This window comes from Cohnella rhizoplanae, from assembly GCF_948329515.1.
GTDB lineage: Bacteria > Bacillota > Bacilli > Paenibacillales > Paenibacillaceae > Cohnella > Cohnella rhizoplanae.
Genome location: NZ_CAOJCN010000001.1, coordinates 362,720 through 386,320, shown reverse-complemented (window position 1 = coordinate 386,320; position 23,601 = coordinate 362,720). Strand labels below are relative to the sequence as shown.

Here is a 23,601-nt window from a genome sequence, read left to right as displayed (position 1 = left end):
ATTGCGCTTGAGGTGTCTTATGCGGCGGCCGACTGGCCAGCCGCTATCCGCTGGCGCTTCGCCTTGCGGAAGTGCAGCAGTTCGTAGACGCAGGGTACGAGTACCAGCGTCAGCAGCGTGGCGACGATCAGTCCGCCGATCACGACGATGGCCAGGCTCTGTGATACGATGCTGCCGGTCTCCGATGTGCCGAACACGAGGGGGAGCATCGCGCACACCGTCGCGATCGCGGTCATGAGGATCGGCCGCATCCGGGTGCCCGCCGCTTCGATCAGCGCTTCGCGGATCGGCATGCGGGCTTCGTTTTTCTTGACGCGGTCGATCAGCACGATCGCGTTGGTGACGACGATGCCGATCAGCATGACGACGCCGAAGATCGCGGTGAAATCGGGCGTCACGCCGGTGACGATCAGGCCGAGCACGGCGCCGATCGGCACGAACAGGATCGAAGCCATGATCGCCAGCGGCGCCCGCAGCGTCTTGAACGTGAACACCATGATCAGGTAGACGATGCCGATCGAGACGAGCATCATCACGAACAGGCTCGCGAAGTCCGCGTTCTGGTCGGCGGACGCGCCGCCTACGTACAGCTTCACGCCCTCCGCCGGCTTGATGTCCTTCATCGCGTCCGAGATCTTGCCGCCGACGATGGAGAGCTGCGCCGGATCGACGGTGACGCTGACGCGCACGTAGGACTTGCCGTCCTTGTGATAGGCTTCGGTCGGCTGATCGCTCTTGACCCACTCGGCGATCTGGGACAGCTTCTTCGGACCCTCGTCCGTCGCGACCGTCAGATCGTTCAGCTCGGCGGATGCGCCCGGCTTCAGCATCGGCTCGAGCGATACGGGCAGCTGCTGGCCGTCCTTGACGATGCTGCCGAGCGGCACGGCGTTCAGCATGCCCTGCAGCTGGGAGGCGATGTCCGAAGCCTTGGCGACCGTCGGGTCGACCTGCAGCGTATAGACGGTCTTGCGCTCCTGCTGGTTGCTGGATACCTTGAGCACGTCTTCGATCGGCTTGATCTTGCCCATGACGAGATCGGCCGTCTTGGTCAGTTCATCCGCATCGTCGCCGACGATGTCGACGAACACTTGGCTGCCGCCGCCGCCGAACATCAGGGAGCCCGCGGCCGCGGACAGCTCGGCGCCCGGGTAGTTCGCGCGCTCGGCCTTTACCGCCCCGATGATTTTCTCGGCGTCCGCCTTCGGCTTCATCTGGATCGTGTAGTCGACCTGAGTCGGCGACTTCACGCTGCCGTACATGGCGCCGTCCGCGCTGTTGCCCATGTCCATGCTCACCCACTCCTGGCCCTCCTGCTTCATGAGGAACGCCTCGAGCTTCTTGCCGCTCTCGAGCACTTCGCCGACCGGCGTATCCTGCGGGTACGCCAGCTTGACGTTCAGGTTCGAGGCATCGGACGAGTCGATCGCTCCCTTCGGCAGGCTGAAGTACGTGGCGATCGAGCCGATGAGCAGGAACAGCGCCACGAGCAGCGGCAGCCACTTGTGCTTCAGGTTCCATTCGAGGAAGCCGCCGAAGCGCTTGGAGGGCTGATGCTCCTTGATCTCGGAGCGCTTCAGCAGTCCCGCGCTCATGAGCGGGATGACCGTCAGCGCGACGAGCAGCGATGACAGCAGCGAATACGTCACCGTCAGCGCGAACGGCAGCAGGAACGACTGCAGCGAGCCGCGCAGCAGACCCATCGGCAGGAATACGGCCACGGTCGTCAGCGTTGAAGCCGTGATCGCCGTGGAGACTTCCTTGGTGGCGTCGATAACCAGCGACACCGAGAATTTCTCCTTCTGAAGCCTGCGGAAAATGTTCTCGATGACGACGATGCTGTCGTCTACGAGCCGTCCGACGGCGACGGCCACGCCGCCGAGCGTCAGGATGTTCAGGCTGATGCCGGACAGGTCGAGCAGGTACAGCGTCAGTCCCAGCGAGAGCGGGATCGAGACGATGGTGACGAGCGTCGCGCGCAGGTTGCGCATGAACAGCAGAATGACGATGGTGGCGAACAGAGCGCCCATCAGCACCTCGCGCATCATGCTGTTTACGGAGTGGACGACTTGCTCGGAGGTGCTCAGGATGACCTTGAGCTCCAGGCTGCCGTCCTCCTCCATCAGGCGGTCGGCCGTCTTCTCGACCTCCTTGCCCACGCTGACCGCGTTGGCGTTCGCGCCCTTGGACACGACGATCATCAGCGCGTCCTTGCCATTGATCCGGCTCACGCTCTCTTTGTCGTCCGTCGGCGTGACGGAAGCGACGTCCGACAGCTTGACGCCCGGGGCGACTGGGAGCTTCGCGACGTCGTCCGCGCTGCCGAGCTCGGCGCTGACATTCAGGTTGACCGCCTCCCCGTCCAGCACGGCGGCGCCCACCGAGGCCGAGGCGGTACGTCCTTGCAGCACCGCATACAGCGACTGCACCGGCACGCCCTTGGCGGCCAGCTTCGCGGCGTCCGGCACGATCGTCACGCTCGGGCTCGACTTACCCGACAGTTGGACCTGGCCCGCGCCGTCGATCTCCCGGAAGGCGTCGACCGCGCGCTGCTCGGCCTTCGATTTCTCGGCGTCGCTCGGGTCTCCTTTGAAGGTCAGAGACAGGAACGAGATCGGAATCATCGACGTGTTGTACTGAATGACGTAGGGCTTGGAGACGCGCTCGGGCAACTGCACCGCGGCCGCCGCCTTCTCGACCTCGGCCTTGGCCTCCGACATGTCGGTCTTGGCGTCGAAGTTCAGATTGATCTGAGAGTAGCCGTCCCCCGAGTTCGATAGCATGCTGGTCTTGCCTTTAATGGCGGACAGCGCCTGCTCGAGCGGATCGGTCACCTCGCGTTCCATCGTGGCCGTGTTATAGCCTGGCCCGATGACGCTGACCGTCACCTGCGGGTTGTCGGCTTCCGGCAGAAATTCCATCGGCAGCTTGAAGTAGCTGAAGACGCCCAGCCCGAGCGTCATGACGACCAGGATGACGACCGCCGCTTTGTTTTTGAATACGCCTTGAATAAATGAATTCACGTTAAAATAGCCCCTCTCCCTCATGCTTGCATCAGCTACGATCAAGCATAAGGGAGAAAGGCACACCCGCAACAACGGCCAGAGACCGGACCTTCTCTCAGACTTAAGTCTGAGAAGGAATCGGACCTCGGACGCTTACCTAAATATTGACATAACGGCTTCGACTGTCTGATCCGCGAACGAACGCTCCGGCCGCGCCTTGAGCATGACCGTCAGCCCGATGACGGAGACGACAAGCGATTTGGAACACGCCTCCGCGTCCAGCCCCGCATCGAGCTCTCCCGTCCGTATCCCGCGATCCAATCGTTCGCGAAACAATTCGGACAAGTAGAGCTGGTGCTCGCGGGTCAATAACTCGAAAATCGGTTCTCTTGGCGCGAGCTCGACTATCGTGTTGACGCAAAAGCATCCCGGATTGCCTGACGAAGCATATGCATCCGCAACCACCCTTTCGAAGTAAGCCCGGACCGCTTCTTTGACCCCGCCCTTACGTTGTAGGACGGCGCGCGCGGCGGCGGCGTGCCTGTCGATATAGAGACGAAGCGCCGACTCGAACAGTGCCCGCTTGTCGCCGAAAGCTGCATAAAGGCTCGGACGTCGGATGTTCATGGCGTCGGTCAGGTCGGTCAGCGACGCAGCCTCGTACCCTTTTCGCCAAAATACGTCCATCGCCCGCTCCAAAGCCACGTTTTCATCGAAATCACGCGTTCGGCTCATCGTCGCACCTCTTTTTTGTATCGATCGATATTTATTGATTATATAATTCGATCTCCATCATTTCAATACAAAGCGCCATTTTGAAGAAAGTCATTGACAAAACGCTTCAACTTTCGTTTGATTATCGTATGTTATTTTGTACCGATCAGTAATTTAATGTGATTGATTAAATTAAGAGGAGGTTTTAACGCTGGACACTCACTCGCCCCCAAGACCCGCCATGACGGCCGCTGAAAGCCCGCGCCTCGAATCTCAGCCGCCTCAGGCGCCCATGCCCCGATCGACCAAATGGCTGTTCGCCGTCTCCGCGTCCATGACGGTATCTACCGTATATTACGCCCAACCGTTGTTGGACGGAATGGCCGAATCCCTTCCTATCGAGCGTTCTTCGATTGGAACCGTAATCACGGTCACGCAGCTTTTCTATGCGCTCGGTCTGCTGCTACTGGTGCCGCTCGGCGACATCTTGAACCGCAGAAGGCTGATTGTCGGACTTTTGGCGATGTCAGCCGCCGCGCTGGCCGTCACGGGTCTGGCGCACGGGCCGACGATGCTGTTCGTAGGCTTGGCTGCCGTAGGATTGATGGCTGCCGCCACCCAATCGCTCGTCGCCTTCGCTTCGATCCTCGCCGCCCCCGATGAACGAGGACGCATCGTCGGCTTCGTGACAAGCGGCATCGTGATCGGCATTTTGCTGGCTCGTACTTTTGCCGGTCTGCTGGCGGAACTTGGGGACTGGCATCTCGTTTATTTGATTTCCGCCTCGCTCATGGCCCTGATGTCCCTTCTGGCTTGGCGGACGTTGCCTAACGCCGTTCCCGGCATCGCACGCGATTCCTATTGGGCGCTTATCCGGTCGATGCCTACGCTGTTCGTCCACGAAAAGCTGTTTCGCGTCCGCGCGGCATTCGCGTTTTTCATATTCGCCGCCTTCAGCATACTTTGGACGTCGCTATCGCTGCCGCTGAGCGATCCTCCATTCTCCTATTCCCCGGCTGCGATCGGTGCGTTCGGTCTTGCGGGCGCTGCCGGCGCTTTAGGCGCGGCCGGCGCGGGAAGGCTCGCCGACCGCGGGTACGGTCGGCGGACGACCGGCGGGGCGCTGGCGCTTCTGCTCGTGTCTTGGCTCCCGATAGCGATGCTCGGACGCTCTGCATTTGTGTTGATCGCGGGCATCGTGCTGCTCGATCTGGCCGTCCAGGCCGTTCACGTTACCAATCAGAGCCTTTTGTTTACCCTTCGCTCGGATGCCCGCAGTAGATTGACCGCAGGTTATATGATTTTTTATTCGTTCGGCAGCGGTGCGGGAGCCTTCGTTTCTACACGCGCTTACGCTTATGCCGGCTGGTCCGGCGTGTGCTGGCTCGGCGGAGCCGTCTCTGCAGCTGCGCTATTGTTCTGGGTGCTGGCAGGAAGAAACCAAGGCCGGCCTGCCGGCGAAGCTGCGAACGCAAGTCCGGTCACACCAAAAAGCAGCCTCCCCCGACGCGTATCGGAGTAAGGCTGCTTGGGACGGAATGACGCGAAGCCTGCCATCAAGCCTGCGAAGCAGAAGCGCGCGCGGAGCGGCTGCGATACCCCGCTAGCAAGCCGAGCGCGCCCAGAGACAGCAGGCCTGACACGATAAACGGCAGACCGGCTTGGAGAGACAGCAGCGCGGCGCCCAGGAGCGGTCCGACGATACGGCCGAGGCTGTCCATCGAGGAGCTCAGGCCCGATGCCAATCCTTGCGAGACAGTCGTTTTCTGCGTAATAAGCGAGGTAACGCACGGCTTGATCAAGGCGTTGCCGATGCCGAAAACGCAAAGATAAACGGATGCGGTAACCCAATTCTGGGCGGTCAGCAGCAGGAAAAAACCGATCGCCGAGATGACCAGCCCGATCGCGATGTACCGGCTCTCCTGTCCCTGCTTCACGCGCCGGCGGACGATGCCGCCCTGCACGAGCGCGCCGACCAGCCCGCAGAAGAAGAACATGAGGCCGATCTTGCGCGGAGTGACGTCGAATTTGTCGATGCCGTACAGCTGAAGCGTGCCTTCGAGGATGGCCAGCGAGAACGTGACGAAGAAAGCGAGCACGTACAGCTGCTTGAGCGGTCCCTGGAAGGCGGTCCAGCGGGACTCGCGCTTGCGCAGCCTGGCGGCTTCGCGCTTGTCGGCCGTGAGCGACTCCGGCAGCTTGAGCCAAGCGGCAAAGAAGGTGAGCAGCGACAGCGCGGCCGCGGCATAAAACGGCGTGTTCAGGGAGAATAGATGGCTGAGTTCGCCGCCGATGAACGGTCCGAACGTGAAGCCCATGCCGATGCTCATGCCGACCACGGCCATCCCTTTCGTCCGGTTTTCTTCCGATGTAATATCGGCGACGTAAGCGACGATGCAAGCCGTAACGGCGCCGGAGAACAGTCCGCCCAGCAGTCGCGACAGGTACATGATCCATAGGTTTCCGTCCGCGAGTCCGAACAACAGGAAGCTGACGGAGAAGCCGAGCACGCCGATCATGATGACGGGCCTGCGGCCGATTCGCTCCGATACGCCGCCCCAGAGGGGGGACAGCAGGAACGACACGAACGAATAGAGCGACAGCATGCCGCCCGTGTGCCAGTTCGCGGATTCCGGGCTGGCGTCGGTCACGAGCTGCGGCAGGATCGGGATGATGATGCCGAAGCCTACGAATACGGTGAACAACATAAGACCTACGATGAGCAGCCTGCTTTTCACGTTTTTTTCTCCTTTGCCCGTTAAAAGACCCGCCCCCGATGCCATCGGAAGCCGGTCTTCGTCTTTATAACATATGGTAGCATAACGCCAGGGCCGTTCCAAATGGGGCCGCATGTCTTTTTCGTGACAGGTTGCGGCGGTCCCGCCTCTACCGGCAGGCTTCCGGGAGCCCCGCCGGCGGTTGCAATCCCCCGTCTTTTTGCTATACTCATGCTTGTTCGCAATCTATGTACGGCATTGAAAGGCAGTGACTATCCTTGGACCATACCCGCACGCCCTTGTTCGACGCCCTGCTGCGCCACAAGGAACGCAATCCCGTCCAGTTCCATATTCCCGGCCACAAGAAGGGCGCGGGCATGGATCCTGAATTCCGCGGCTTCGTCGGCCAGAACGTTCTGGACATCGACTTGATCAATATCGCGCCGCTCGACGACCTGCACCAGCCGGTCAGCGTCATCCTCGAGGCGCAGCGGCTCGCTGCCGACGCCTTCGGCGCCGACGCCACGTTCTTCTCCGTGCAGGGCACGAGTACGGCGATCATGGCGATGATTCTCTCCGTCTGCGGCCACGGAGACAAGATCATCGTACCGCGCAACGTGCACAAATCGATCCTGTCCGCGATCATCTTCGCCGGCGCGCGTCCCATCTTTCTATCGCCGGCGCGCGACCGCAATCTCGGGATCGATCACGGCGTGACGACCCAGTCCGTGCGCAGAGCGCTCGAGCGCCATCCGGACGCCTCCGCCGTCCTGGTCATCAATCCGACGTATTACGGCGTGTGCGCCAACCTCAAGGAAATCGTCGACCTCGTGCACGAATACGACATCCCCGTGCTCGTAGACGAGGCGCATGGCGCGCTCATCCACTTCTCGGACGAGCTGCCGCTGTCCGCGATGGCGGCGGGCGCCGACATGGCGGCGACGAGCGTGCACAAGCTCGGCGGCTCGATGACGCAGAGCTCCGTGTTGAACGTCAAAGGCGCGCTCGTCAACGTCCCGCGCGTGCAGACGATCCTGAGCCTGCTGACGACGACGTCGACGTCATATCCACTGCTCGCTTCGCTGGACGCCGCCAGACGCCATCTGGCGACGAACGGCCGCGAGCTCGCCGCGAAGGCGGTCGCGAGAGCCGACCAGGCCCGCACGGCGATCAACGGCATCCCCGGGCTGTACTGCTTCGGCGAGGATATTCTCGGCGAGGAGGCGACCTTCGACTACGACCAGACCAAGCTCACGATTCATGTCCGCCATCTGGGCATCACCGGCTACGACGCGGAGAACTGGCTGCGGGACAAGTACAACATCGAGGTCGAGCTCAGCGACATGTACAACATCCTCTGCCTGGTGACGCCAGGCGACGACGACGAGACGATGGGCATCCTGTTGACCGCGCTTCGGGAATTGTCGCAAGCCTACATGGGCAAAGGCGAGATCAAGGAGATGGTCGTCGAGATCCCGCAGATTCCGCAGCTGTCGCTGACGCCCCGGGACGCCTTCTACGGCGAGACGGAGATCGTGCCGTTCCGCGCGTCCGCCGGCCGCATCATCGCGGAGTTCATCTACGTCTATCCGCCCGGCATCCCGATCCTGCTTCCCGGCGAGGTCATCTCCCAGGACAACATCGACTATATCGTCGATCACCTCGAGGTCGGCCTGCCCGTCAAGGGCCCGGAGGACCGCAACGTCGAGTTCGTAAAGGTCATCGTCGAGGAGACCGCGATCTCCTGACGATCAGCCCGGACGCCTGAATCCCGTCATCATGACGCAAAAAAAAGCATCGCCGCCGCATAGGGCTGCGATGCTTTTTCGGTTCGGCCGTGTCTCGGCGTCAGTCCGCTTCCTGCGCGGCCAGCTCCTCGTACACCTTCATGACGCGTTCCCATTCTTCGTCGTCTTCGATGTTGACCAGGACCTCGTCCTCGCCGTCTTCCTCGATCCGGAAGATGACGCCATCGTCGTCGGGGTCGTTGCGGTCCAGCAGTACCGCGTACGCTTGGTCTCCGCTCTCGAACGTATAGACCAGCACCATCTCGTGCTCGTTGCCTTCCTCGTCGGTCACGACGAAGACGGCTTCGTCGTGCTCGTGATCGCAGTTTTCATCATGAACATGATCGCTCATGGAGAACCTCCGTTCATCGGTTAAATTAGTCTTCGCCCTATCCTAACACTAACCCAGTACCGGGTCAAACGACGCGCAAAAAGCCGCGAACGCGGTTCGCGGCCTTCTCGCATCCCGCGCCGGGCGCGGTTATTTGGCGAATACGGTCTTCTCCGACACGACTTGATAGGCGCCGCCGTCGCCGGGCTTCATCCAGAAGCGGATCGTGTACTTGCCGACGCTGCTGAAGTTATAAGCATACTCTCCGCTCGTGAACCAGAAGTTGTCCTTGTCCGTCGGAAAATCGCTTTCCTTGCTCGTGTGCGTCTCGATCTCTTTCTCGTCGCCGTAGGGATCCGCGATCGTCACCTTGAACGCGCCGATCGAGACGGCCAGGTTGTCCACCTGCGAGAACACTTTGAAGCTCTTCTTGCCCCGCTCGACGCCGCCGAAGGGCTTGCTGCCGTCCATCAGGAACATATGCACGTTCGGCTTCACGATCGATACCTTTTTCGCCGTATCGTCCCAGATCACGAGCGCCTTCATGAGGTCCGCCAGACTGCGGACGCCGACGTACGCCTTGCCGTCCGCAAGCATGCCCTGATCGTCCAGCTCCTGCTTGTTGATGACGATCCGCACCTTCTGCGCGATCGTGTCCGCATAAATGGCGGATCCGCCGACCAGAGAGAGCGCTACCGTCAATAAGAGAAGCCTTCGCAGCTTCATCACAATCCCTCCGTCTTCGCCGCAAGTTGACAAACGCGATGTTTCTTGTATGTAAACGTATATACCGCGTCGGCGCGCAAAAGTTGCGGTAAGGGGAGAGATTAAAGTTTCGGGACGATTCGACCGATATTCCGATGTGTCGGCGAGCCTGCTCGGATTATGCGGTTGCCCGTGAAATGCTCTCCCCTTACGTTTATTCCCCGCCGGCTAGCCTTTCTTCGGCAGCGTCAGGATGCAGGGAATGCCCTTGCCGAGCGCCCCCGGGATCGTCATCCGCTCCAGGTAAGCGATGCCTCGCTGGCAGGGCGTTTTGCAGACGGCGCATACGTCGGACAGCACGATTTTCATCTGCGGCTGGACGTGCTCGGCGTGAACCTTTTTCTTCGCTCCACCTTTGGCGTTCTTGCTCTGGCTGGCTGGCTTGCTCATCTCGCGCTTCTCCCCCGGCGGCCGTGTGCGGAGCGCCACGATACAGTATGCAGACGGGGAACCGGACGTCACCTCCGGTCCGGTATGCGAATTGATATCTTCTGCAACAACTTAAATTATGGTACAGTAATTTAGAATTTACGGTCGTTGGCTGGTACGGGCGGAGTTTCGGGAGGCTGCTGATGGATATTCGGATGCTGGGTTGCGGGAGCGCGTTTGCCAAGGAATTCTACAATAATAATGCCATCTTGTATGCCGGAGGCAAAAAGCTCCTGCTCGATTGCGGGACGACGGCGCACGTCGCCATGCGCCAGCTCGGCTTTTCCCTCGCGGAACTCGACGGCGTGCTGATCACCCATATACACGCGGACCATGTCGGCGGGCTCGAGGAGCTCGCTTTCCAATTAAAGTTCCAATTCAAACGGCGGATCCCGCTATATATCGCGGAACCGCTGACCGGCATCCTATGGGAGCATTCGCTGCGAGGCGGACTGGAGCAGGAGGGACTGCTCTCCCTGTCCGATTATTTCGACGTCCGGCCGATGCGGGAGGGCGTGCCGTACGAGGTGCTGCCAGGCCTCGTGGCCGAGCTGCTGCAGACGCCGCATATCCCCGGGAAGCTCAGCTATTCGGTTCTGTTCGGGCCTTCGTTTTTCTACTCGTCGGACATGATCTTCGTCCCGGAGCTGCTGGAGCGGCTGGTCGCCGAACGCGGCGTGGAGACGATCTTCCACGACTGCCAGCTGGAGCCGCCCGGCGTCGTACATACCTGTCTCCCCCAGCTGCTCACGCTCTCCGGGGACCTTCAGCGCAGAATTCACCTCATGCATTACGGCGACGCGCAGCCCGATTACGTCGGTCGCACCGGCGAGATGAGGTTCGTCGAGCAGCATCGGCTGTACAGTTTTTAATCGCGAGGCGACTTGCTTAAGGAAAGGACGATCGATATGACGGGATTGTGGATCGGAGCGGCTATCGTCGTAGCCGTCATCATCTGGCTGACCATATGGGTCACCAAAAAAGCTTATTCCAGGAAGTGGGAAGGCGACAACGACGAATAAACGTCCTTTCCTACGGAAGGCGCATAAACGGTCGTCAATACCGGAGCCGTATCGTCCGGCTTCGGGAACAGGCTGCAGCCGGCCAGCGCCGCGGAGATGACGGTTAGAATCAATAGCTTGGCCATACGATACGGATGCCTGCATCTGCGAGTATTCATCGGGGGATTCCTCTTTTCGTCGAGAGATACCCCCAGTTTGCTCCATTCTCCCCTCCTCTATCCTTCGCCTTCCCGATCCAGCAGCCGCACTACCGCGAGCAGCACCGTGCCGATCAATCCGAACAACCCGACGATCCACGCCGTTAACAACGGAATATTGTCCATTTCCGGGCAGCGCCTCCGCTTGATGTCCATTCAGTTCAAATATCTGTATTTTCAGTTTACGCCGGCGCCTGGCTATTCATCCCGAATCGCAGAAATTATCGGAGAAAACAAGTGTTGACTTCGATATCTTATCCTGATATTATATAAAAGTCCTTCCGATACGATCTGATAGCTCAGCTGGGAGAGCACTACCTTGACAGGGTAGGGGTCACAGGTTCGATCCCTGTTCAGATCACCATTCACTCATACGACAGAGTCCCTTAACTTTAGGGACTCTTTTTCATTTCATTATGTACTGCAACATCACTGCCGGTGATCGGCTGATATGCGCGATTCCATGTCATGCGTCCATTACCGCGATAGTTTTACATGGGTGGCTTGCGGCGTAATCTCCGTTTTGATCGCGTGCTTGCCCGCCCATTTCTTGCCCCACCTGATCGCGGGCAACTCGATATAACGATAGGATAACCAGGATACGAGGATCGTCACGACAAAAACGACAGGGATGATCGCCCCCAGCGACAGTCGGCCATCCAGCAACCGTATGAAACCGACAAGCAAAACGACGTGCCAGAGATAAACTGTAAGAAATGTCCCCCAGGAATTTGATTGCCTTAAACGATAAGAAACCAGTCATTTTCCTCGAACCGAGCGCTACGGTCAGAAAGATCGCGATCCCGGCCACGATCATATAATCTTGCACGAACTCCCCCATAAATGTCAGTTTCAATTTCACGGCAAGTCCCTGCGCTTTTATGCCATATGTATACAGCGCCATGGCCATCAGCAGCGCGCCCCACTTCACGAGTCGAGGCAGACGCTTATAAAAAGCTGTGCATGCATGCCTGTATCTCGCCAATAGACCGCCTATGATGAATACGGCCGAATAGTGCAGCGTCAGCGAAAAGCTGTTCTGGTAACCGTAAGACGCCTCAAAATGAAGCCAGTTATTCAGCGACGAGACCAAGGATAAGCCGGCGCAAAGCAGCAGCGCGGACTTCCAGCCGAACTTGATCACGATGAGCGCAAGCAGCGGAAACAGGATCGAAATCCTCATTTCCTGTACGAGAGACCAGATTACCGTGTTGTACCGCGTCGTATCAAAATTGCCGAGCAAGACTAAGTGCTCCAAGACGCTCTTGAGTCGGAAGTTCCCCGCCGATAATTCGGAAATCCAAGCGCCGAAGCCTTGTATGGGAACCGAACTGTTGAACATCGCCATCGCCACGACGATAACCGCCAGATACGGAATGTAAATACGGCAGAACCGCTTGATTAAAAAAGAAGGGTAGCTGCCGGCATGATGATTAAGATAAGGCAAAGAGAGCACGAACCCGCTCATGACAAAAAACAACATCACCGCCCCATGACCGTACGCGACGATACGCAAAGGCGTATCCATATATAACTTGGCGATGACCGCCGAGGTCGGCAGCGCCATGATATGGCTGAGGAAAACAGACATGGATGCCAAGCCGCGGACAGCATCCAGTTGCGCAAGGCGACTAGAAATTTGAATCCACTCCTTCTTAGATACATTTTGTATCTTTTGGGAGAGTTTTGTCAATTCCTATTTTCGCCTTACCCGATCCACGCCGATTTCCTCTCATTTCTTTTCCCCCCGTTTAAAGTCAGCTGCATCTGCTCACAATAATAGCGAAGGAGGGAAATTCACCATGTTAAAAACATCTCGCGGCAAGACGCTGCTGACCGCGGCCCTGCTGCTGGCTCTCGCCTCTCCGCTGGCAGCGGGCAGCGTCCAAGCTGCCGGAACTGAATCCCAGGCCGTACGGAACGACGCGTCATCGGCCGTCACGTCTGTACTCGGCGAGGAGCGCGTCCATCACGAAGGCCATCGCGAAGGCCATCACGCCCGCAAGCATCACCGCCGGCTGAACGACATGGCAGAGGCGCTGGGCATGACCTCGAGCCAACTGATCGAAGAGCTTAAGAAGGGCAAATCGGTCGCCCAGATCGGCAAATCCAAAGGCATCAGCGAGGATCAGCTCATCGGCAAGCTGCTCGATAAAGAACGCGTGCACCTGAAGGAACAGATTAATCGATCTTGGACGGCAGAGGCGAAGAAAAACACCTGAAGCAGCTTCCTCCAGCCGGTCGGTCGCCCAGCGCGGCCGGCCGTTTGATTCTTTCATTTTAATTCAAAAAAAACGCTTTACATTCACTCGATACTCCTCTATAATCAATCAAGTCGCCACCACACATGATCTGATAGCTCAGCTGGGAGAGCACTACCTTGACAGGGTAGGGGTCACAGGTTCGATCCCTGTTCAGATCACCATCTACTCCTACGACAGAGACCTTGATTGCGATCAAGGTCTCTTTTTATTGTATTGACAAACTTCGGAAAAAGATACATTATGTATCCATCAATGCTCCGGAGGCGCTCGTTTATGATGATCAATCGCTACTTGCAGTTGGATGCGCTTAGAGGATTAGCCGCGGTCATCGTTCTATTGGGCCATGTGTATGCGGTGCACGCAGAACACTCGGCAGCCGCATCGCTGTTATTCGACGCCGCCTATTCTCCCCTCGTCTTCCTCGTCAACGGCCATGCCGCCGTCGTCTTCTTTTTCGTGTTAAGCGGATTTGTCCTGTCCCTCCCGATCCTCGGCAGCAAAAAAGTCGCTTATCGCAGTTATCTCGTCAAACGTTTCTTTAGAATCTACGTTCCGTACGCAGCGTGCATCGCCATCGGCATTCCGTTGCTGGCATTTGCCCCGAAATTTCAAAGCGACCGGTTTCCGCTCGCCTATAATGTCGTTTGGACGCATGCGTTATCCGGGAAAGAAATCGTGAGCCACCTGCTTGCGATCGTTCCCTTTAAAACGGCGGATTTAAACGGCGTAATTTGGACGCTTGTCCACGAGATGAGGATATCGATCATTTTCCCGTTCGTGGTATTGCTATTGATGACTCGCAAATGGTTCATCTCGCTAATCGCGCTGCCGGCTCTCTCCGTCTTGGCCGCGCTGGCCATCTCATTCGCGCATATCCATGCGATGGATACGCTCCACTATTTGTCATTTTTTATCCTCGGCATGCTGATCGCCAGATACAGAAGCGAGCTTACCCGATTCACGGAAGAGCGAGCGGCGCGAACTCGGTGGTTTTACTGGATGGCCGGATTTGCTCTTTATAATTACGCGTTTTTAATCGTCAAAAGTTTGGAACGCGCCGAAACGGGATTTTCATATGTATGGATGCTGGGTGATTACCTTTATGCGGCAGGCGTTTGTTCCATTCTCGTCCTCTCCCTTTCATCGACGAGAGCCACCTATTGGCTGACGCGAAAATCGCCGGTTTTTATCGGCAAAATATCATATAGCCTATACTTGTACCATTTTCTCATTCTGCTTTCGTTCATGCACTACTTCTATGGTCGCGTATCGTTTTATATCCTGCTGCCCTTCGCGGTCGCCCTCTCGTTCATCGTCGGCTATTTGGGATATAAGTATGTCGAGCTGCCCTCTATCGCTCTAGGAAGACGGATAGCCGGCAAGCTGCGCGGAGGCGGGCACACCAAGGTTATGCCCGTCCAAAACATCCAGGAAGGCCAAGCGGCCGTCTGAACGTATTGAATGTCCGCATGAAATCCGCATAGCCATCATCTATGGGAAGCCTTCGGGCTTCCTTTTTCGTTACGCTGCAACCTTTTGCCGAGCTCCTGCGTTTGTGTGATTGATCGCATAGGAAATGAATTCAACAGGGAGGAATGTTTATGAAAAAATCGTACAAGAGCTTATTTTTATTTCTCGCCGTCATGCTGTTCAGCCTGACCGCAGGCGGCTCCGCGTTCGCCTTCAACGATATCCAGAAGGACGCCGGACGGAGCTATATCGAGCAGCTGCAGAAGAAAGGCCTGATCAAGGGCGACGGCAGCGGCATGTTCAAGCCGAAGAACGCGATGACCGTGCAGACGGCCGTCAGTCTGATCGTGAACGGCTTCGGGCTCAACATCGACACCATTCGCTTCATTAAGGAACCGAAGGCGAGCGACTACTTCACGAAGGTCAAGGACAACGCCTATTACGCTAAAGCATTTATCGTCGCGAACCTGAACGGTCTCGAGATTCCGCGGGACATCGACCCGAACGGCAAGGTCACCCGCGAGCAGTACGCGCACTGGATCTACAAGGCGATCATCACGAAGGGCGAATACGCCTGGATCGAGATGTACCAGACGTTCAAGGATGAGGACAAGGTCACGAAGAACTACATGGATAGCATCCAGAAGCTGCTCATCGGCAAGATCGCCTCGGTAGACGCGAGCGGGAAGTTCCGGCCTAAGGATGCGATCACGCGCAGCGAGGCCGCCGTCATGCTGGCCAAAGGGATCGCGTTCGTCAAGAATACGAAGCCTGTGCCACCGGTCGAGCCCGAGCAGCCCGTCGTCTCTCCTCTTTACGACGTGAAGCTGACGAGCGAGGCCTATGGCGCCGATGCGCTCAAGGTGACGATCAGCGCCCAAGCTCCGCATCCTGGCTACGGCATCGAGATTGCGAACGTCGCTTTCAAAGATAAGCAAGCTATCGTCACCTATCGGATCCTGAAGCCGGATCCTGCCGCGCTGTATCCGCAGGTCATCACGAAAGTCCAAGCTTCCGTATACGTCGACAAGGCGTACACGCCGGTGCTTGGCGGCGAAGCCAAATAATTTTAAAGAATGCCGACGGGATTCGCCCGTCGGCTTTTTCATGCCCAATCGCATTTCCGATTATCGAAACTTCACTTGTCTCGAAGCGCGTCAGAGAAAGAGGACGATGCGGCGGTCTCTTCAAGCATGCGTTCCCGGTCGGCCGCGACCAGCTCGGGTATGCACCAGTCTATCGAGCCTCTGCCCGCCTGCTCCAAGTAAGCGTTAGCCCGGGAGAACGGCCTGCTGCCGAGGAATCCGTTGTGCGCGGATAGCGGACTCGGGTGCGCCGAAGCGATGACGAAGTGCTTGCGCTTGTCGATATACGCCGCCTTCTTCTGCGCATGGCTGCCCCATAGGATGAACACCAGCGGCTCTTCTCTTTCGTTTAGCGCGGCGACTACCGCGTCGGTGAACTTCTCCCAGCCCAGTCCCTTGTGCGAATTCGCCTCGCCTTCCCTCACCGTCAGCACCGCATTGAGCAAGAGCACACCTTGCTTCGCCCAATGGGACAGGTTGCCGTGGGTTGGCGTCGGACACCCCAGATCGTTATGCAATTCCTTGAAAATATTGCGGAGCGAAGGCGGCTGGCGCACGCCTGGCAGCACGGAAAAGCTCAGTCCGTGGGCTTGTCCCGCCCCATGATACGGGTCTTGTCCCAGGATCACGACCTTGGCCTCCCGGTAGGAGGTCAGATGAAGCGCCTCGAAAATGTGATGCATGTCCGGAAATACGGTCCGTTCGCGGTATTCGACGGCAAGCTGGTTTCTCAGGGTCATATAATAAGGCTTTTCCAACTCCGGTCGGAGCAGGGGCTCCCAATCGTTTTTGAACATCGCTGGCATGAGGCACGCCTCCTGATTTATGATAGCTATGAAGCGATTCTATTATAGCAGAATCGAATTGTTCGCCCAAAAGCAAAGGAGAAGCGGCCCATGACTTCGATCTATTGGTTCGACAATGCGTTTTTGCCCGAGGAAGAGGTGCGGATCTCGCCGAGCGACCGCGGCTATTATTTCGGCGACGGAATCTACGAGGTCTTCAGGGTGTACGGCGGCCGGCTCTTCGAAGCCGACGCCCACTACGAACGGCTGCGGCTCAGCGCCGAAGGGCTCAAGCTCGCGCTGCCCTGGGGCATCGACGGCATTCGCCAGGCGATGGACGAGCTCGTACGGCGCAACGGATTGACCGAGGGCACCGTTTATTTGCAGATTACGAGGGGCGTCGCGCCCCGCAACCATCTCTACCCCGCGGGCGTCTCTCCCGTCGCGCTGGCTTATACCCGCGAAATCGCACGTCCGGTCCTCGCCATGGATCGCGGCATCTCCGTCGTCACGTTGGAGGACATTCGCTGGCTGCACTGCAATTATAAGACGCTGAACCTTCTCGCTAACGTGATGGCCAAGCAAGAAGCGGCCGAACGGGGCGCCGCGGACGCGATCCTGCACCGCAGCGGCATCGTTACGGAGAGCAGCGCCTCCAACGTCATGATCGTCAAGGACGGCATTCTGCGTACGCATCCGGCCGACAACTTGATCCTGCATGGGGTCACGCGGGCCGTGACGCTGCGTCTCGCGCGCGCGGCGGAGATCCCCGTGGAAGAACGCCCCTTCACGCTGGAAGAGCTGTACGGCGCCGACGAAGCGTTCGTCACGGGCACGACCGTCGAGGTCACGCCGATCGTCTCCGTCGACGGACGCGAGCTGGGAAGCGGAGCGGCCGGTCCGGTCACGCGGAGGCTGCAGCGGGATTTCGCGGCCGCGATCGGACTCGCTTAAACGGAAAACCGGCTCCGCCGCGCGAGTCGCGAGGCAGGAGCCGTTTCTAATGGAGCGAATCCAGTCAGTCCGTCTCAATGCTGAAGACGACGTATCGGTTCAATTGCTTGGCTTCCTTTTCCTCTTTATCCACAACCCTGTACGAATCGGAGCCCTCTTCCTGAACGACGAAGTAGGATCTGTCGTGCTCTCTGTACAGCTTCTTGGCCAGATCGACCGCGTATTGCTTCATCATGCTGCATCACCATACCTTGACTTATCGTTGAGCTGTGAGCTAAAAAAACATTTATATTTCAACGCTTTACTATTTCAACGAAGGTGTCCGCATATCCTGCAAATCCTCGAACAACGACAAAACAAGCGCCGAATGCGATTCTCGCAATCGGCGCTTGTTTTGAAATTATTTAACGGGTGCTTATTTTCAAATGAATGAGGTTCCGATCAGGAACGGCCGCCCTTGCGTCCGGCTTCCTCCCTGCTCATGCCTTGCCGGTTGCTGCCTTGGTTGCCGCCTTGGTTGCCATTGTTGTTGTTGCCGCGGGCTTCGCCGCCTTTTTGGCCGATTTCCTCATAGAAGTCACTGTCGTGATTTCTTGCGGTCGCTTCGCCGCCCTTTTGGCCGATTTCCTGATAGAATTCCTTGTCTTGAGACCTTGCCGTCGCTTCTCCACCCATGCGTCCTGCTTCCTCGCGGCTCATCTTGTTGTCGTCGTTGCGTGCCATTCAGAATCACTCCTTTGGGTTTTTGCGGGCTTGCCTGCCCACGATATATATACCCGGCCCGTCCAGGCCCAAACGAGAATGAGAGCATTCTAACCATGGTTCGAGCAGCGCGACCCTAGAAACCGTAGATAACCGAAAAATTAAAATTCCCCGCCGTTCCAACGGAGTAGATGCTCCGGTGAACGGCGGGGAATCGCATTTCGATTATCGTGTATGTATGCCTTGGGACGTGAACCCCATTACGTTTAAGTATGCCGAGGACGGGGGTCGAACCCGTACGATGGTCACCCATCGCAGGATTTTAAGTCCTGTGCGTCTGCCAATTCCGCCACCCCGGCATGGATGGATGCGGGATCTTGACCGTTCCTCGCTGTGGTGGGCCCTGAGGGACTCGAACCCCCGACCAATCGGTTATGAGCCGACAGCTCTAACCACTGAGCTAAGGGCCCTCGTCATGATCCTACGAGGAAACTGAAAAAGTTGGTTGCGGGGGCAGGATTTGAACCTGCGGCCTTCGGGTTATGAGCCCGACGAGCTACCGGGCTGCTCCACCCCGCGTCGTTAAACGATCAAGCGCCCTTCAATGGCGACAAGAATTAATATACCGCATACAGGGATAATCCGTCAAGGAAAATTCAATATTAACTTTGATTTTTTTCCGCTCCACTGGTACCCTTCGTATCTCCAACATCCGACGATTCTTTCTCCGCCATCTCGGCCAGCTTCTGAAGCAGAATATGCTGCGGCATATGCATCAGGTGTTCGATCGGGACTTTCAGATGGGCGGCCAGCTTTTGCGCGGTATCGGCGGACAGCGGCATTCTCCTCATGCTCATTGCGCATTCTCTCTCCTTCGCCGCCTTTAACACACAAGGCGATAAGATTCTATCCTCTCCATCGACGATACCATAGCAAGAGGACCTGCCGCAACCCGCAGGCGCTTCAGGTCCTCTGTAATGAACAAGCGGTTAGGGCATATATCGCACGCCGTATTTTCCTTTGCGCGAACGGTACACTTCGACCTCGCGCGGCATCTCGACGCCGAACAGCCATCCGTCGTTCTCGATGCGGCGAACGAGGCAGCCCGCTTGAAATTTACTGTCGTACAGCCGCGACCAGTACACCCAATTCATTCCCAATCCGTCCCTCCGGAATGTGGTCGATATGGATATAGGATGTACGATTCGGCTGCGATTTAACCCCGTCAGCCCGCGCTCGCCTCTCCGGCCGCCGCGCGCAGGACGTTTTGCATGCCCGATTGCGCCGCGTCCCGGTAGGATTGAAGCTCGGAGGAGAGGTCTCCCTTCGGGTTCTGCTTGATCTTTTGCAGCAGTTCGTTGCCTTTGCGGTCCCATTCGGCAAGCGCCTCGTCCACCGTTTTCTTGCCCTCCGCGGCTTCCTGGAACAAATAACCGCCGAGCTCGGAGATCAAATTGAGGTTCGGACGCTTAAGGTACAGCTCCTGATCGGCGGTGCTGATCTCCTCCGCGTTTGCCTTCACGTTGGTGAAGGCCTCGATCCGATAGCTCGCGCCGTCCTTGGGTTGAATGAACTTCTGCCTGACGCTGAGCTCTCCTTGGCTCCTCGCCTTGAACTTCGCGACTTCTTCGCTGTTCATATGCTTGATGAATGTCCAAGCATCGTCGGGATTGGCGCTTTTCGCGTTGATCGAGGCCAGATTGTTCAGATACAATCCGGTCGAACCCCCGCCGTCGTACTGCGGCATCGATACGACATCCCAATCGATCGCCTTGGCGTTTTTCATCTTGCTTACGTTTTTGTTATAGTTGATCAGTTCGTTAACCATGTAGTAGCTGCCGACGACCATGGCGATCTTGCCTGTCATAAACCCGTTGCCTTGATAGGGGTTATATACGTAGTTTCCGTCGCCGGACATCGCAGAGGCGTTCGCCTGCATATCCTCCGCATGAGGGATGACGCGGTCCTTGTATAGCTGGATCGGCTTGGTCCAAGCGTCCGCCCATGACTTTGTATGCACGGTCATCTTTTCGCCCGCCGCGTCGAACATTCTCATCTGCGATGCGCCCGCGAACGCATTCTGGGCATCGTACATGCTGAGCCCGCCCCCATAGGTGTTAAACGCGAAGCCGAATACGGCGTCTTTGTCCTTGCCGCTTTTCATGGATTGGGCGACGGCGAATAGCTCGCTCCAGGTCATGCCGTCCTTTGGCGGCGTAACGCTCGCATCCGCGAACAGCTTTTTGTTGTAAAAGATCGCGCTGCTCGTAAAGGTCGGCGCAAGGCCGAATATGCGCCCGTCTCCCTGCGCCTTGATCGAATCGATGACGGCCGGCAAAAAGTCGGACAGATCCATTTTGTCCTGCTTGATATAATCGTCGAGCGGCTTCAGCAGGTTTTCCGCCGACAGCTTTTTCATCGAGACCATGTCCGTCATGACGACGTCTACGGGATGATCTCCCTCGAGCAGCTGCCGGAACTTGGCTTGCGGGTCGGTATCCTGATTTCTCCGCTCCTCCTCCGTCGCGAATTGCATGTCGGTATAATCGATTCCGTATACAAACTCGATATCGACGTTCGGATGGTCGACCTCGAACATATCGGTCATCTGCTGACGATAATAAGACTCGCTATCCTTGCTTCCGTACATCATGCCGATGCGCAGCGGCCTGCGCTCGTTGTCCTTGGCGTCTCCGCCGTCGGTACAAGCTCCAAGTACCGGTACGGCCACCAGTACGGATGCCAGCGCTGCTGTCCAAGCCCGTCTGCTGCGTTTATTCGTTTGATTATTCATAAGAAAATCCCCCTTCTTTCCTCAACCGGCAAAATATTCCGTTAGTCGATAAGAAAAAGCGCGATCAGCAAGAGATGACTGATCGCGCGTAGCAAGTTGTTCATCGATGATTGCGAAAGTCGTAAGTTTTATCCGGACAGCGGATCAACCCAGCGGGCGCACGACGCCGCCGCCGCCGTACACGTCGCCGCCGATGCCCGCGTCGAACGGGCCTTTCGGATTCAGTTTGATCTTTTGCAGCATATCGTTTCCTTTTTCCTCGTATTCCTTGAGCGCTTCCTTAACGGACTTCTGTCCGCTCAGCACCTTCTGGAACTCGGAGCTGCCAAGCTGATAGAGATAGTTCAGGTTCGGGCGCTCCTGCAGAAGCTTCAAGTCCGCCATCGATTGCTGCGGCGCCGGCTTAAGCGTCGTGAACGCGTCGATATTGTAGTTCATTCCGTCGCGCGGCTTGATGAACGACTTGCGCGCCGTCATCTCGGAGCTGCTGCGCGACTTGAGCTTCGCCCACTCTTCGCCGTTCATGAACTTGACGAACTCCCAGGCATCGTCCGGATTCGCGGCCTTGGCGTTGATGCCCGTCAACGCGCTGAGCGAGATGTTCGTGCCGACGCCCGGCGCTTCGGTGACGAACTGAGGCACCGTCACGACGTCCCAATCGAGCTTCGTCATCTTCAGCTTCTCGTAGTTTTTGCCGTACGTCTCGAGATCGTTCAGCATGTAATATTGGCCGAGCACCATGGCGAGCTTGCCGGAGAAAAATAACTGATTCTGGTACGGGTTGTAGACCTGGCCGCCGTCGCCGCCGACGACCTCCTTGCCCTGCGCCTCGTAGATCTTCTGCATATCCTCCTGCGTCGGAACGACATGCTTCTTGTACAAGTCCGCGATGGTCGTCCAGACCTTCTCCCATTGCGGCGTGTTGACGAGCATCTTCTCGCCCTTCTCGTCATAGACTCGCAATCCCAGCGGCCCCGCATACTGCGACATGTCGGTGTATCCGTCGCTCGCCCCCCATTGGTTGAACGAGAAGCCGAACGTCGCGTCCTTGCCGCCCTTGCCGTCGCCAAAGCGCTTTGCCAGGCTGATGACTTCGTCCCAGCTCATGCCGTCGTGCGGCAGCTCGATATTGTTCTTTTGGAACAACGTCTTGTTGTAGTAGAGCGCGGAAGGCACGAACGTCGGCGTCAGGGCGTACAGCTGGTTGTCGCCGGCGTCCTTGATCCCGTCGATGACGGAAGTCACATAGTCGCTCAGATCGACCTTGTCTTCCTTGATCAATGGGTCAAGCGGCTTGAGCATGTTATCCTGCACCAACTGGCTGAGCATGGCCGTCGAGTCGATGATCATGACGTCTACCGGATTGGCGCCGTTCATGATCTCCTTCACCTTGGCCAGTTGATCGACGTTCTGCTGCTTGTCGGGCTCCTCGAACTGCTGCTCCGTCCAGTCGATCGCGGGGATCAGCTCGATGTCGATGTTTTTATGCGTGTATTCGAAAAGGTCGGTATACTGCTGGCGATAATAGGATTCATCCTGCGAGCTGCCGTACATCATCCCGATGCGCAGCGTGCGGCGGTTGTTCGGGTCTTCCTCGCTCTTGTCGTTGCACGCCGCCAGCAGCGGCACGAGCAGAGTCAGCGTCATGCCGCCGGCCACGATACGCTTCACGGTTTTCTTTCTTTGGTCCATCATGCGGATTCCCCCTCGGTTGATTTGGGCGCGCGGATGACGATCTTGTCTCCGTCGAACTCCATGGTTGCTTTGTCTCCGATCTCCAGCTGCTTCAGGTATTCCTTGGGCACCTGCAGCCGCCCGACGCGGTCGACCACGACGTAAGCCTCGTGCACGTCGTCGTCCACGCCGACGCCGCTGAGCGGCGGCGCGCCGTCCAGGTTCGGATTGCGCTTGATGAACTCGGTGCTCGTCAAGCCGTCGCGGATCGCCACGACGCGGTCGACCTTGCCGGCCAGCGACAGATCGTGCGTGACGATGACGATCGTGAGGCCCAGCTCGCGATTGAACTTGCGGAAGATGTCCATGATGATATCGGACGTCCGCGAGTCGACCGAGCCCGTCGGCTCGTCGGCGAGCAGCATCTGCGGCCGGTTGGACAGCGAGATCGCGATCGCGACGCGCTGCTGCTCTCCGCCCGAGAGCTGCGTCAGCTTGTTGTGCATCCGATCCTTCAGCCCGACCCACTCGAGCAGCTGCTTGGCGTACGCCCGGTCCACTTTGCCGTTAAACATCATCGGCATCTCGACGTTCTCGAGGGCGGACAGGTACGGCAGCAGGTTGCGCGCGTTGTTCTGCCAGATGAAGCCGACCGTCTGCCGCTTGTACTTCACCAGGTCCTGGTCGGAGACCTTGAGCAGATCCCAAGGGCCGACGCGCACCTGCCCGGCGGACGGACGGTCCAGCCCGCCGAGGATGTTGAGCAGCGTCGATTTGCCGCTGCCGCTGTTGCCGATGATGGCCATCATCTCGCCGTCCTTGACGGTCAGGTTAAGCCCCTGCAGGGCGACGACTTCCAGATCGTCGGTCTTGTAGATCTTGACGAGCCCTTCGCATTCGATCATG

The 23,601-nt window shown here is 57.9% G+C and carries 24 protein-coding genes and 5 tRNA genes; 10 read left to right on the top strand and 19 right to left on the bottom strand.

The window, feature by feature from the left end:
- Window positions 1-17 precede the first annotated feature (17 nt).
- Both PQG80_RS01740 and PQG80_RS01735 read right to left on the bottom strand, forming a co-directional pair.
- Complete coding sequence (locus PQG80_RS01740) at window positions 18-3,023, bottom strand: efflux RND transporter permease subunit (RefSeq protein WP_271749401.1); 3,006 nt, start codon at window positions 3,021-3,023, stop codon at window positions 18-20.
- 135 nt (window positions 3,024-3,158) lie between these two features.
- Window positions 3,159-3,740: a TetR/AcrR family transcriptional regulator gene (locus PQG80_RS01735; RefSeq protein WP_271749400.1), complete on the bottom strand. Its 582-nt coding sequence runs from the start codon at window positions 3,738-3,740 to the stop codon at window positions 3,159-3,161.
- 220 nt (window positions 3,741-3,960) lie between these two features.
- On the opposite strand from PQG80_RS01735, the gene PQG80_RS01730 reads away from it, so the two are divergent.
- On the top strand, window positions 3,961-5,241 hold the full coding sequence (locus PQG80_RS01730) for an MFS transporter (RefSeq protein ID WP_432432705.1): 1,281 nt from the start codon (window positions 3,961-3,963) through the stop codon (window positions 5,239-5,241).
- A 34-nt stretch (window positions 5,242-5,275) separates the two neighbouring features.
- On the opposite strand, the gene PQG80_RS01725 is transcribed toward PQG80_RS01730, so the two are convergent.
- On the bottom strand, window positions 5,276-6,457 hold the full coding sequence (locus PQG80_RS01725) for an MFS transporter (RefSeq protein ID WP_271749398.1): 1,182 nt from the start codon (window positions 6,455-6,457) through the stop codon (window positions 5,276-5,278).
- 257 nt (window positions 6,458-6,714) lie between these two features.
- Here PQG80_RS01725 and PQG80_RS01720 point away from each other — a divergent pair, with 257 nt between their 5' ends.
- Window positions 6,715-8,184 carry an aminotransferase class I/II-fold pyridoxal phosphate-dependent enzyme gene (locus PQG80_RS01720; protein WP_271749397.1) on the top strand — a complete coding sequence of 490 codons (1,470 nt, stop codon included), beginning with the start codon at window positions 6,715-6,717 and terminating at the stop codon, window positions 8,182-8,184.
- Between the two features lie 100 nt (window positions 8,185-8,284).
- On the opposite strand, the gene PQG80_RS01715 is transcribed toward PQG80_RS01720, so the two are convergent.
- The 3 genes from PQG80_RS01715 to PQG80_RS01705 form a co-directional block, all read right to left on the bottom strand.
- Window positions 8,285-8,575 carry a DUF1292 domain-containing protein gene (locus PQG80_RS01715; RefSeq protein WP_271749396.1) on the bottom strand — a complete coding sequence of 97 codons (291 nt, stop codon included), beginning with the start codon at window positions 8,573-8,575 and terminating at the stop codon, window positions 8,285-8,287.
- Window positions 8,576-8,704: 129 nt separating this feature from the next.
- Complete coding sequence (locus PQG80_RS01710) at window positions 8,705-9,280, bottom strand: stalk domain-containing protein (protein ID WP_271749395.1); 576 nt, start codon at window positions 9,278-9,280, stop codon at window positions 8,705-8,707.
- 207 nt (window positions 9,281-9,487) lie between these two features.
- Window positions 9,488-9,709: a hypothetical protein gene (locus tag PQG80_RS01705; RefSeq protein WP_271749394.1), complete on the bottom strand. Its 222-nt coding sequence runs from the start codon at window positions 9,707-9,709 to the stop codon at window positions 9,488-9,490.
- Between the two features lie 176 nt (window positions 9,710-9,885).
- On the opposite strand from PQG80_RS01705, the gene PQG80_RS01700 reads away from it, so the two are divergent.
- The gene (locus PQG80_RS01700; RefSeq protein WP_271749912.1) at window positions 9,886-10,620 is read left to right on the top strand and encodes an MBL fold metallo-hydrolase; all 735 of its coding nucleotides are present in this window, start codon (window positions 9,886-9,888) and stop codon (window positions 10,618-10,620) included.
- Between the two features lie 12 nt (window positions 10,621-10,632).
- A complete protein-coding gene (locus PQG80_RS01695; protein WP_271749393.1) occupies window positions 10,633-10,770 on the top strand; it encodes a hypothetical protein in 138 nt (45 codons plus the stop codon).
- On the opposite strand, the gene PQG80_RS01690 is transcribed toward PQG80_RS01695, so the two are convergent.
- Complete coding sequence (locus tag PQG80_RS01690; protein ID WP_271749392.1) at window positions 10,734-10,928, bottom strand: hypothetical protein; 195 nt, start codon at window positions 10,926-10,928, stop codon at window positions 10,734-10,736. The two genes, PQG80_RS01695 and PQG80_RS01690, sit on opposite strands and share 37 nt — an antisense overlap.
- Before the next feature lie 327 nt (window positions 10,929-11,255).
- On the opposite strand from PQG80_RS01690, the gene PQG80_RS01685 reads away from it, so the two are divergent.
- Window positions 11,256-11,331: transfer RNA gene (locus PQG80_RS01685), tRNA-Val, on the top strand.
- 102 nt (window positions 11,332-11,433) lie between these two features.
- Here PQG80_RS01685 and PQG80_RS01680 read toward each other — a convergent pair.
- Window positions 11,434-12,660, bottom strand: coding sequence for an acyltransferase family protein (locus tag PQG80_RS01680; RefSeq protein ID WP_271749391.1), 1,227 nt, complete (start codon window positions 12,658-12,660; stop codon window positions 11,434-11,436).
- A 109-nt stretch (window positions 12,661-12,769) separates the two neighbouring features.
- Here PQG80_RS01680 and PQG80_RS01675 point away from each other — a divergent pair, with 109 nt between their 5' ends.
- The 4 genes from PQG80_RS01675 (at window position 12,770) to PQG80_RS01660 (ending at window position 15,768) form a co-directional block, all read left to right on the top strand.
- The gene (locus PQG80_RS01675; protein ID WP_271749390.1) at window positions 12,770-13,189 is read left to right on the top strand and encodes a hypothetical protein; all 420 of its coding nucleotides are present in this window, start codon (window positions 12,770-12,772) and stop codon (window positions 13,187-13,189) included.
- Window positions 13,190-13,316: 127 nt separating this feature from the next.
- Window positions 13,317-13,392: transfer RNA gene (locus PQG80_RS01670), tRNA-Val, on the top strand.
- A gap of 130 nt (window positions 13,393-13,522) precedes the next feature.
- The gene (locus PQG80_RS01665) at window positions 13,523-14,683 is read left to right on the top strand and encodes an acyltransferase family protein (protein ID WP_271749389.1); all 1,161 of its coding nucleotides are present in this window, start codon (window positions 13,523-13,525) and stop codon (window positions 14,681-14,683) included.
- Between the two features lie 149 nt (window positions 14,684-14,832).
- Window positions 14,833-15,768: an S-layer homology domain-containing protein gene (locus PQG80_RS01660; protein WP_271749388.1), complete on the top strand. Its 936-nt coding sequence runs from the start codon at window positions 14,833-14,835 to the stop codon at window positions 15,766-15,768.
- A 71-nt stretch (window positions 15,769-15,839) separates the two neighbouring features.
- Here the strand turns inward: PQG80_RS01660 and PQG80_RS01655 are convergent, their stop codons facing one another.
- Window positions 15,840-16,592, bottom strand: a complete 753-nt coding sequence (locus PQG80_RS01655; protein WP_271749387.1) for a uracil-DNA glycosylase — start codon at window positions 16,590-16,592, stop codon at window positions 15,840-15,842.
- 90 nt (window positions 16,593-16,682) lie between these two features.
- Here PQG80_RS01655 and dat point away from each other — a divergent pair, with 90 nt between their 5' ends.
- A complete protein-coding gene (gene dat / locus PQG80_RS01650; RefSeq protein ID WP_271749386.1) occupies window positions 16,683-17,525 on the top strand; it encodes a D-amino-acid transaminase in 843 nt (280 codons plus the stop codon).
- A gap of 64 nt (window positions 17,526-17,589) precedes the next feature.
- Here dat and PQG80_RS01645 read toward each other — a convergent pair whose 3' ends face one another.
- The 10 genes from PQG80_RS01645 to PQG80_RS01600 form a co-directional block, all read right to left on the bottom strand.
- Entirely contained in the window at window positions 17,590-17,760 is a 171-nt protein-coding gene (locus PQG80_RS01645; RefSeq protein WP_271749385.1) for a hypothetical protein, read from the bottom strand.
- A gap of 206 nt (window positions 17,761-17,966) precedes the next feature.
- Window positions 17,967-18,248, bottom strand: a complete 282-nt coding sequence (locus tag PQG80_RS01640; protein ID WP_271749384.1) for a KGG domain-containing protein — start codon at window positions 18,246-18,248, stop codon at window positions 17,967-17,969.
- A 252-nt stretch (window positions 18,249-18,500) separates the two neighbouring features.
- Window positions 18,501-18,586: transfer RNA gene (locus tag PQG80_RS01635), tRNA-Leu, on the bottom strand.
- Between the two features lie 35 nt (window positions 18,587-18,621).
- Window positions 18,622-18,697: transfer RNA gene (locus tag PQG80_RS01630), tRNA-Ile, on the bottom strand.
- Window positions 18,698-18,729: 32 nt separating this feature from the next.
- Window positions 18,730-18,806, bottom strand: a tRNA-Met gene (locus PQG80_RS01625).
- Between the two features lie 83 nt (window positions 18,807-18,889).
- A complete protein-coding gene (locus tag PQG80_RS01620; RefSeq protein WP_271749911.1) occupies window positions 18,890-19,078 on the bottom strand; it encodes a YycC family protein in 189 nt (62 codons plus the stop codon).
- A gap of 138 nt (window positions 19,079-19,216) precedes the next feature.
- On the bottom strand, window positions 19,217-19,387 hold the full coding sequence (locus tag PQG80_RS01615) for a hypothetical protein (RefSeq protein WP_271749939.1): 171 nt from the start codon (window positions 19,385-19,387) through the stop codon (window positions 19,217-19,219).
- 65 nt (window positions 19,388-19,452) lie between these two features.
- The gene (locus PQG80_RS01610; protein WP_271749383.1) at window positions 19,453-21,021 is read right to left on the bottom strand and encodes an ABC transporter substrate-binding protein; all 1,569 of its coding nucleotides are present in this window, start codon (window positions 21,019-21,021) and stop codon (window positions 19,453-19,455) included.
- Window positions 21,022-21,165: 144 nt separating this feature from the next.
- Window positions 21,166-22,716 (bottom strand): ABC transporter substrate-binding protein, encoded by a 1,551-nt coding sequence (locus tag PQG80_RS01605; protein WP_271749382.1) that lies wholly within the window; start codon window positions 22,714-22,716, stop codon window positions 21,166-21,168.
- Entirely contained in the window at window positions 22,713-23,600 is an 888-nt protein-coding gene (locus tag PQG80_RS01600) for an ABC transporter ATP-binding protein (protein ID WP_271749381.1), read from the bottom strand. The genes PQG80_RS01605 and PQG80_RS01600 overlap by 4 nt, the downstream gene beginning before the upstream one ends.
- Between the last annotated feature and the right edge of the window lies 1 nt (window position 23,601).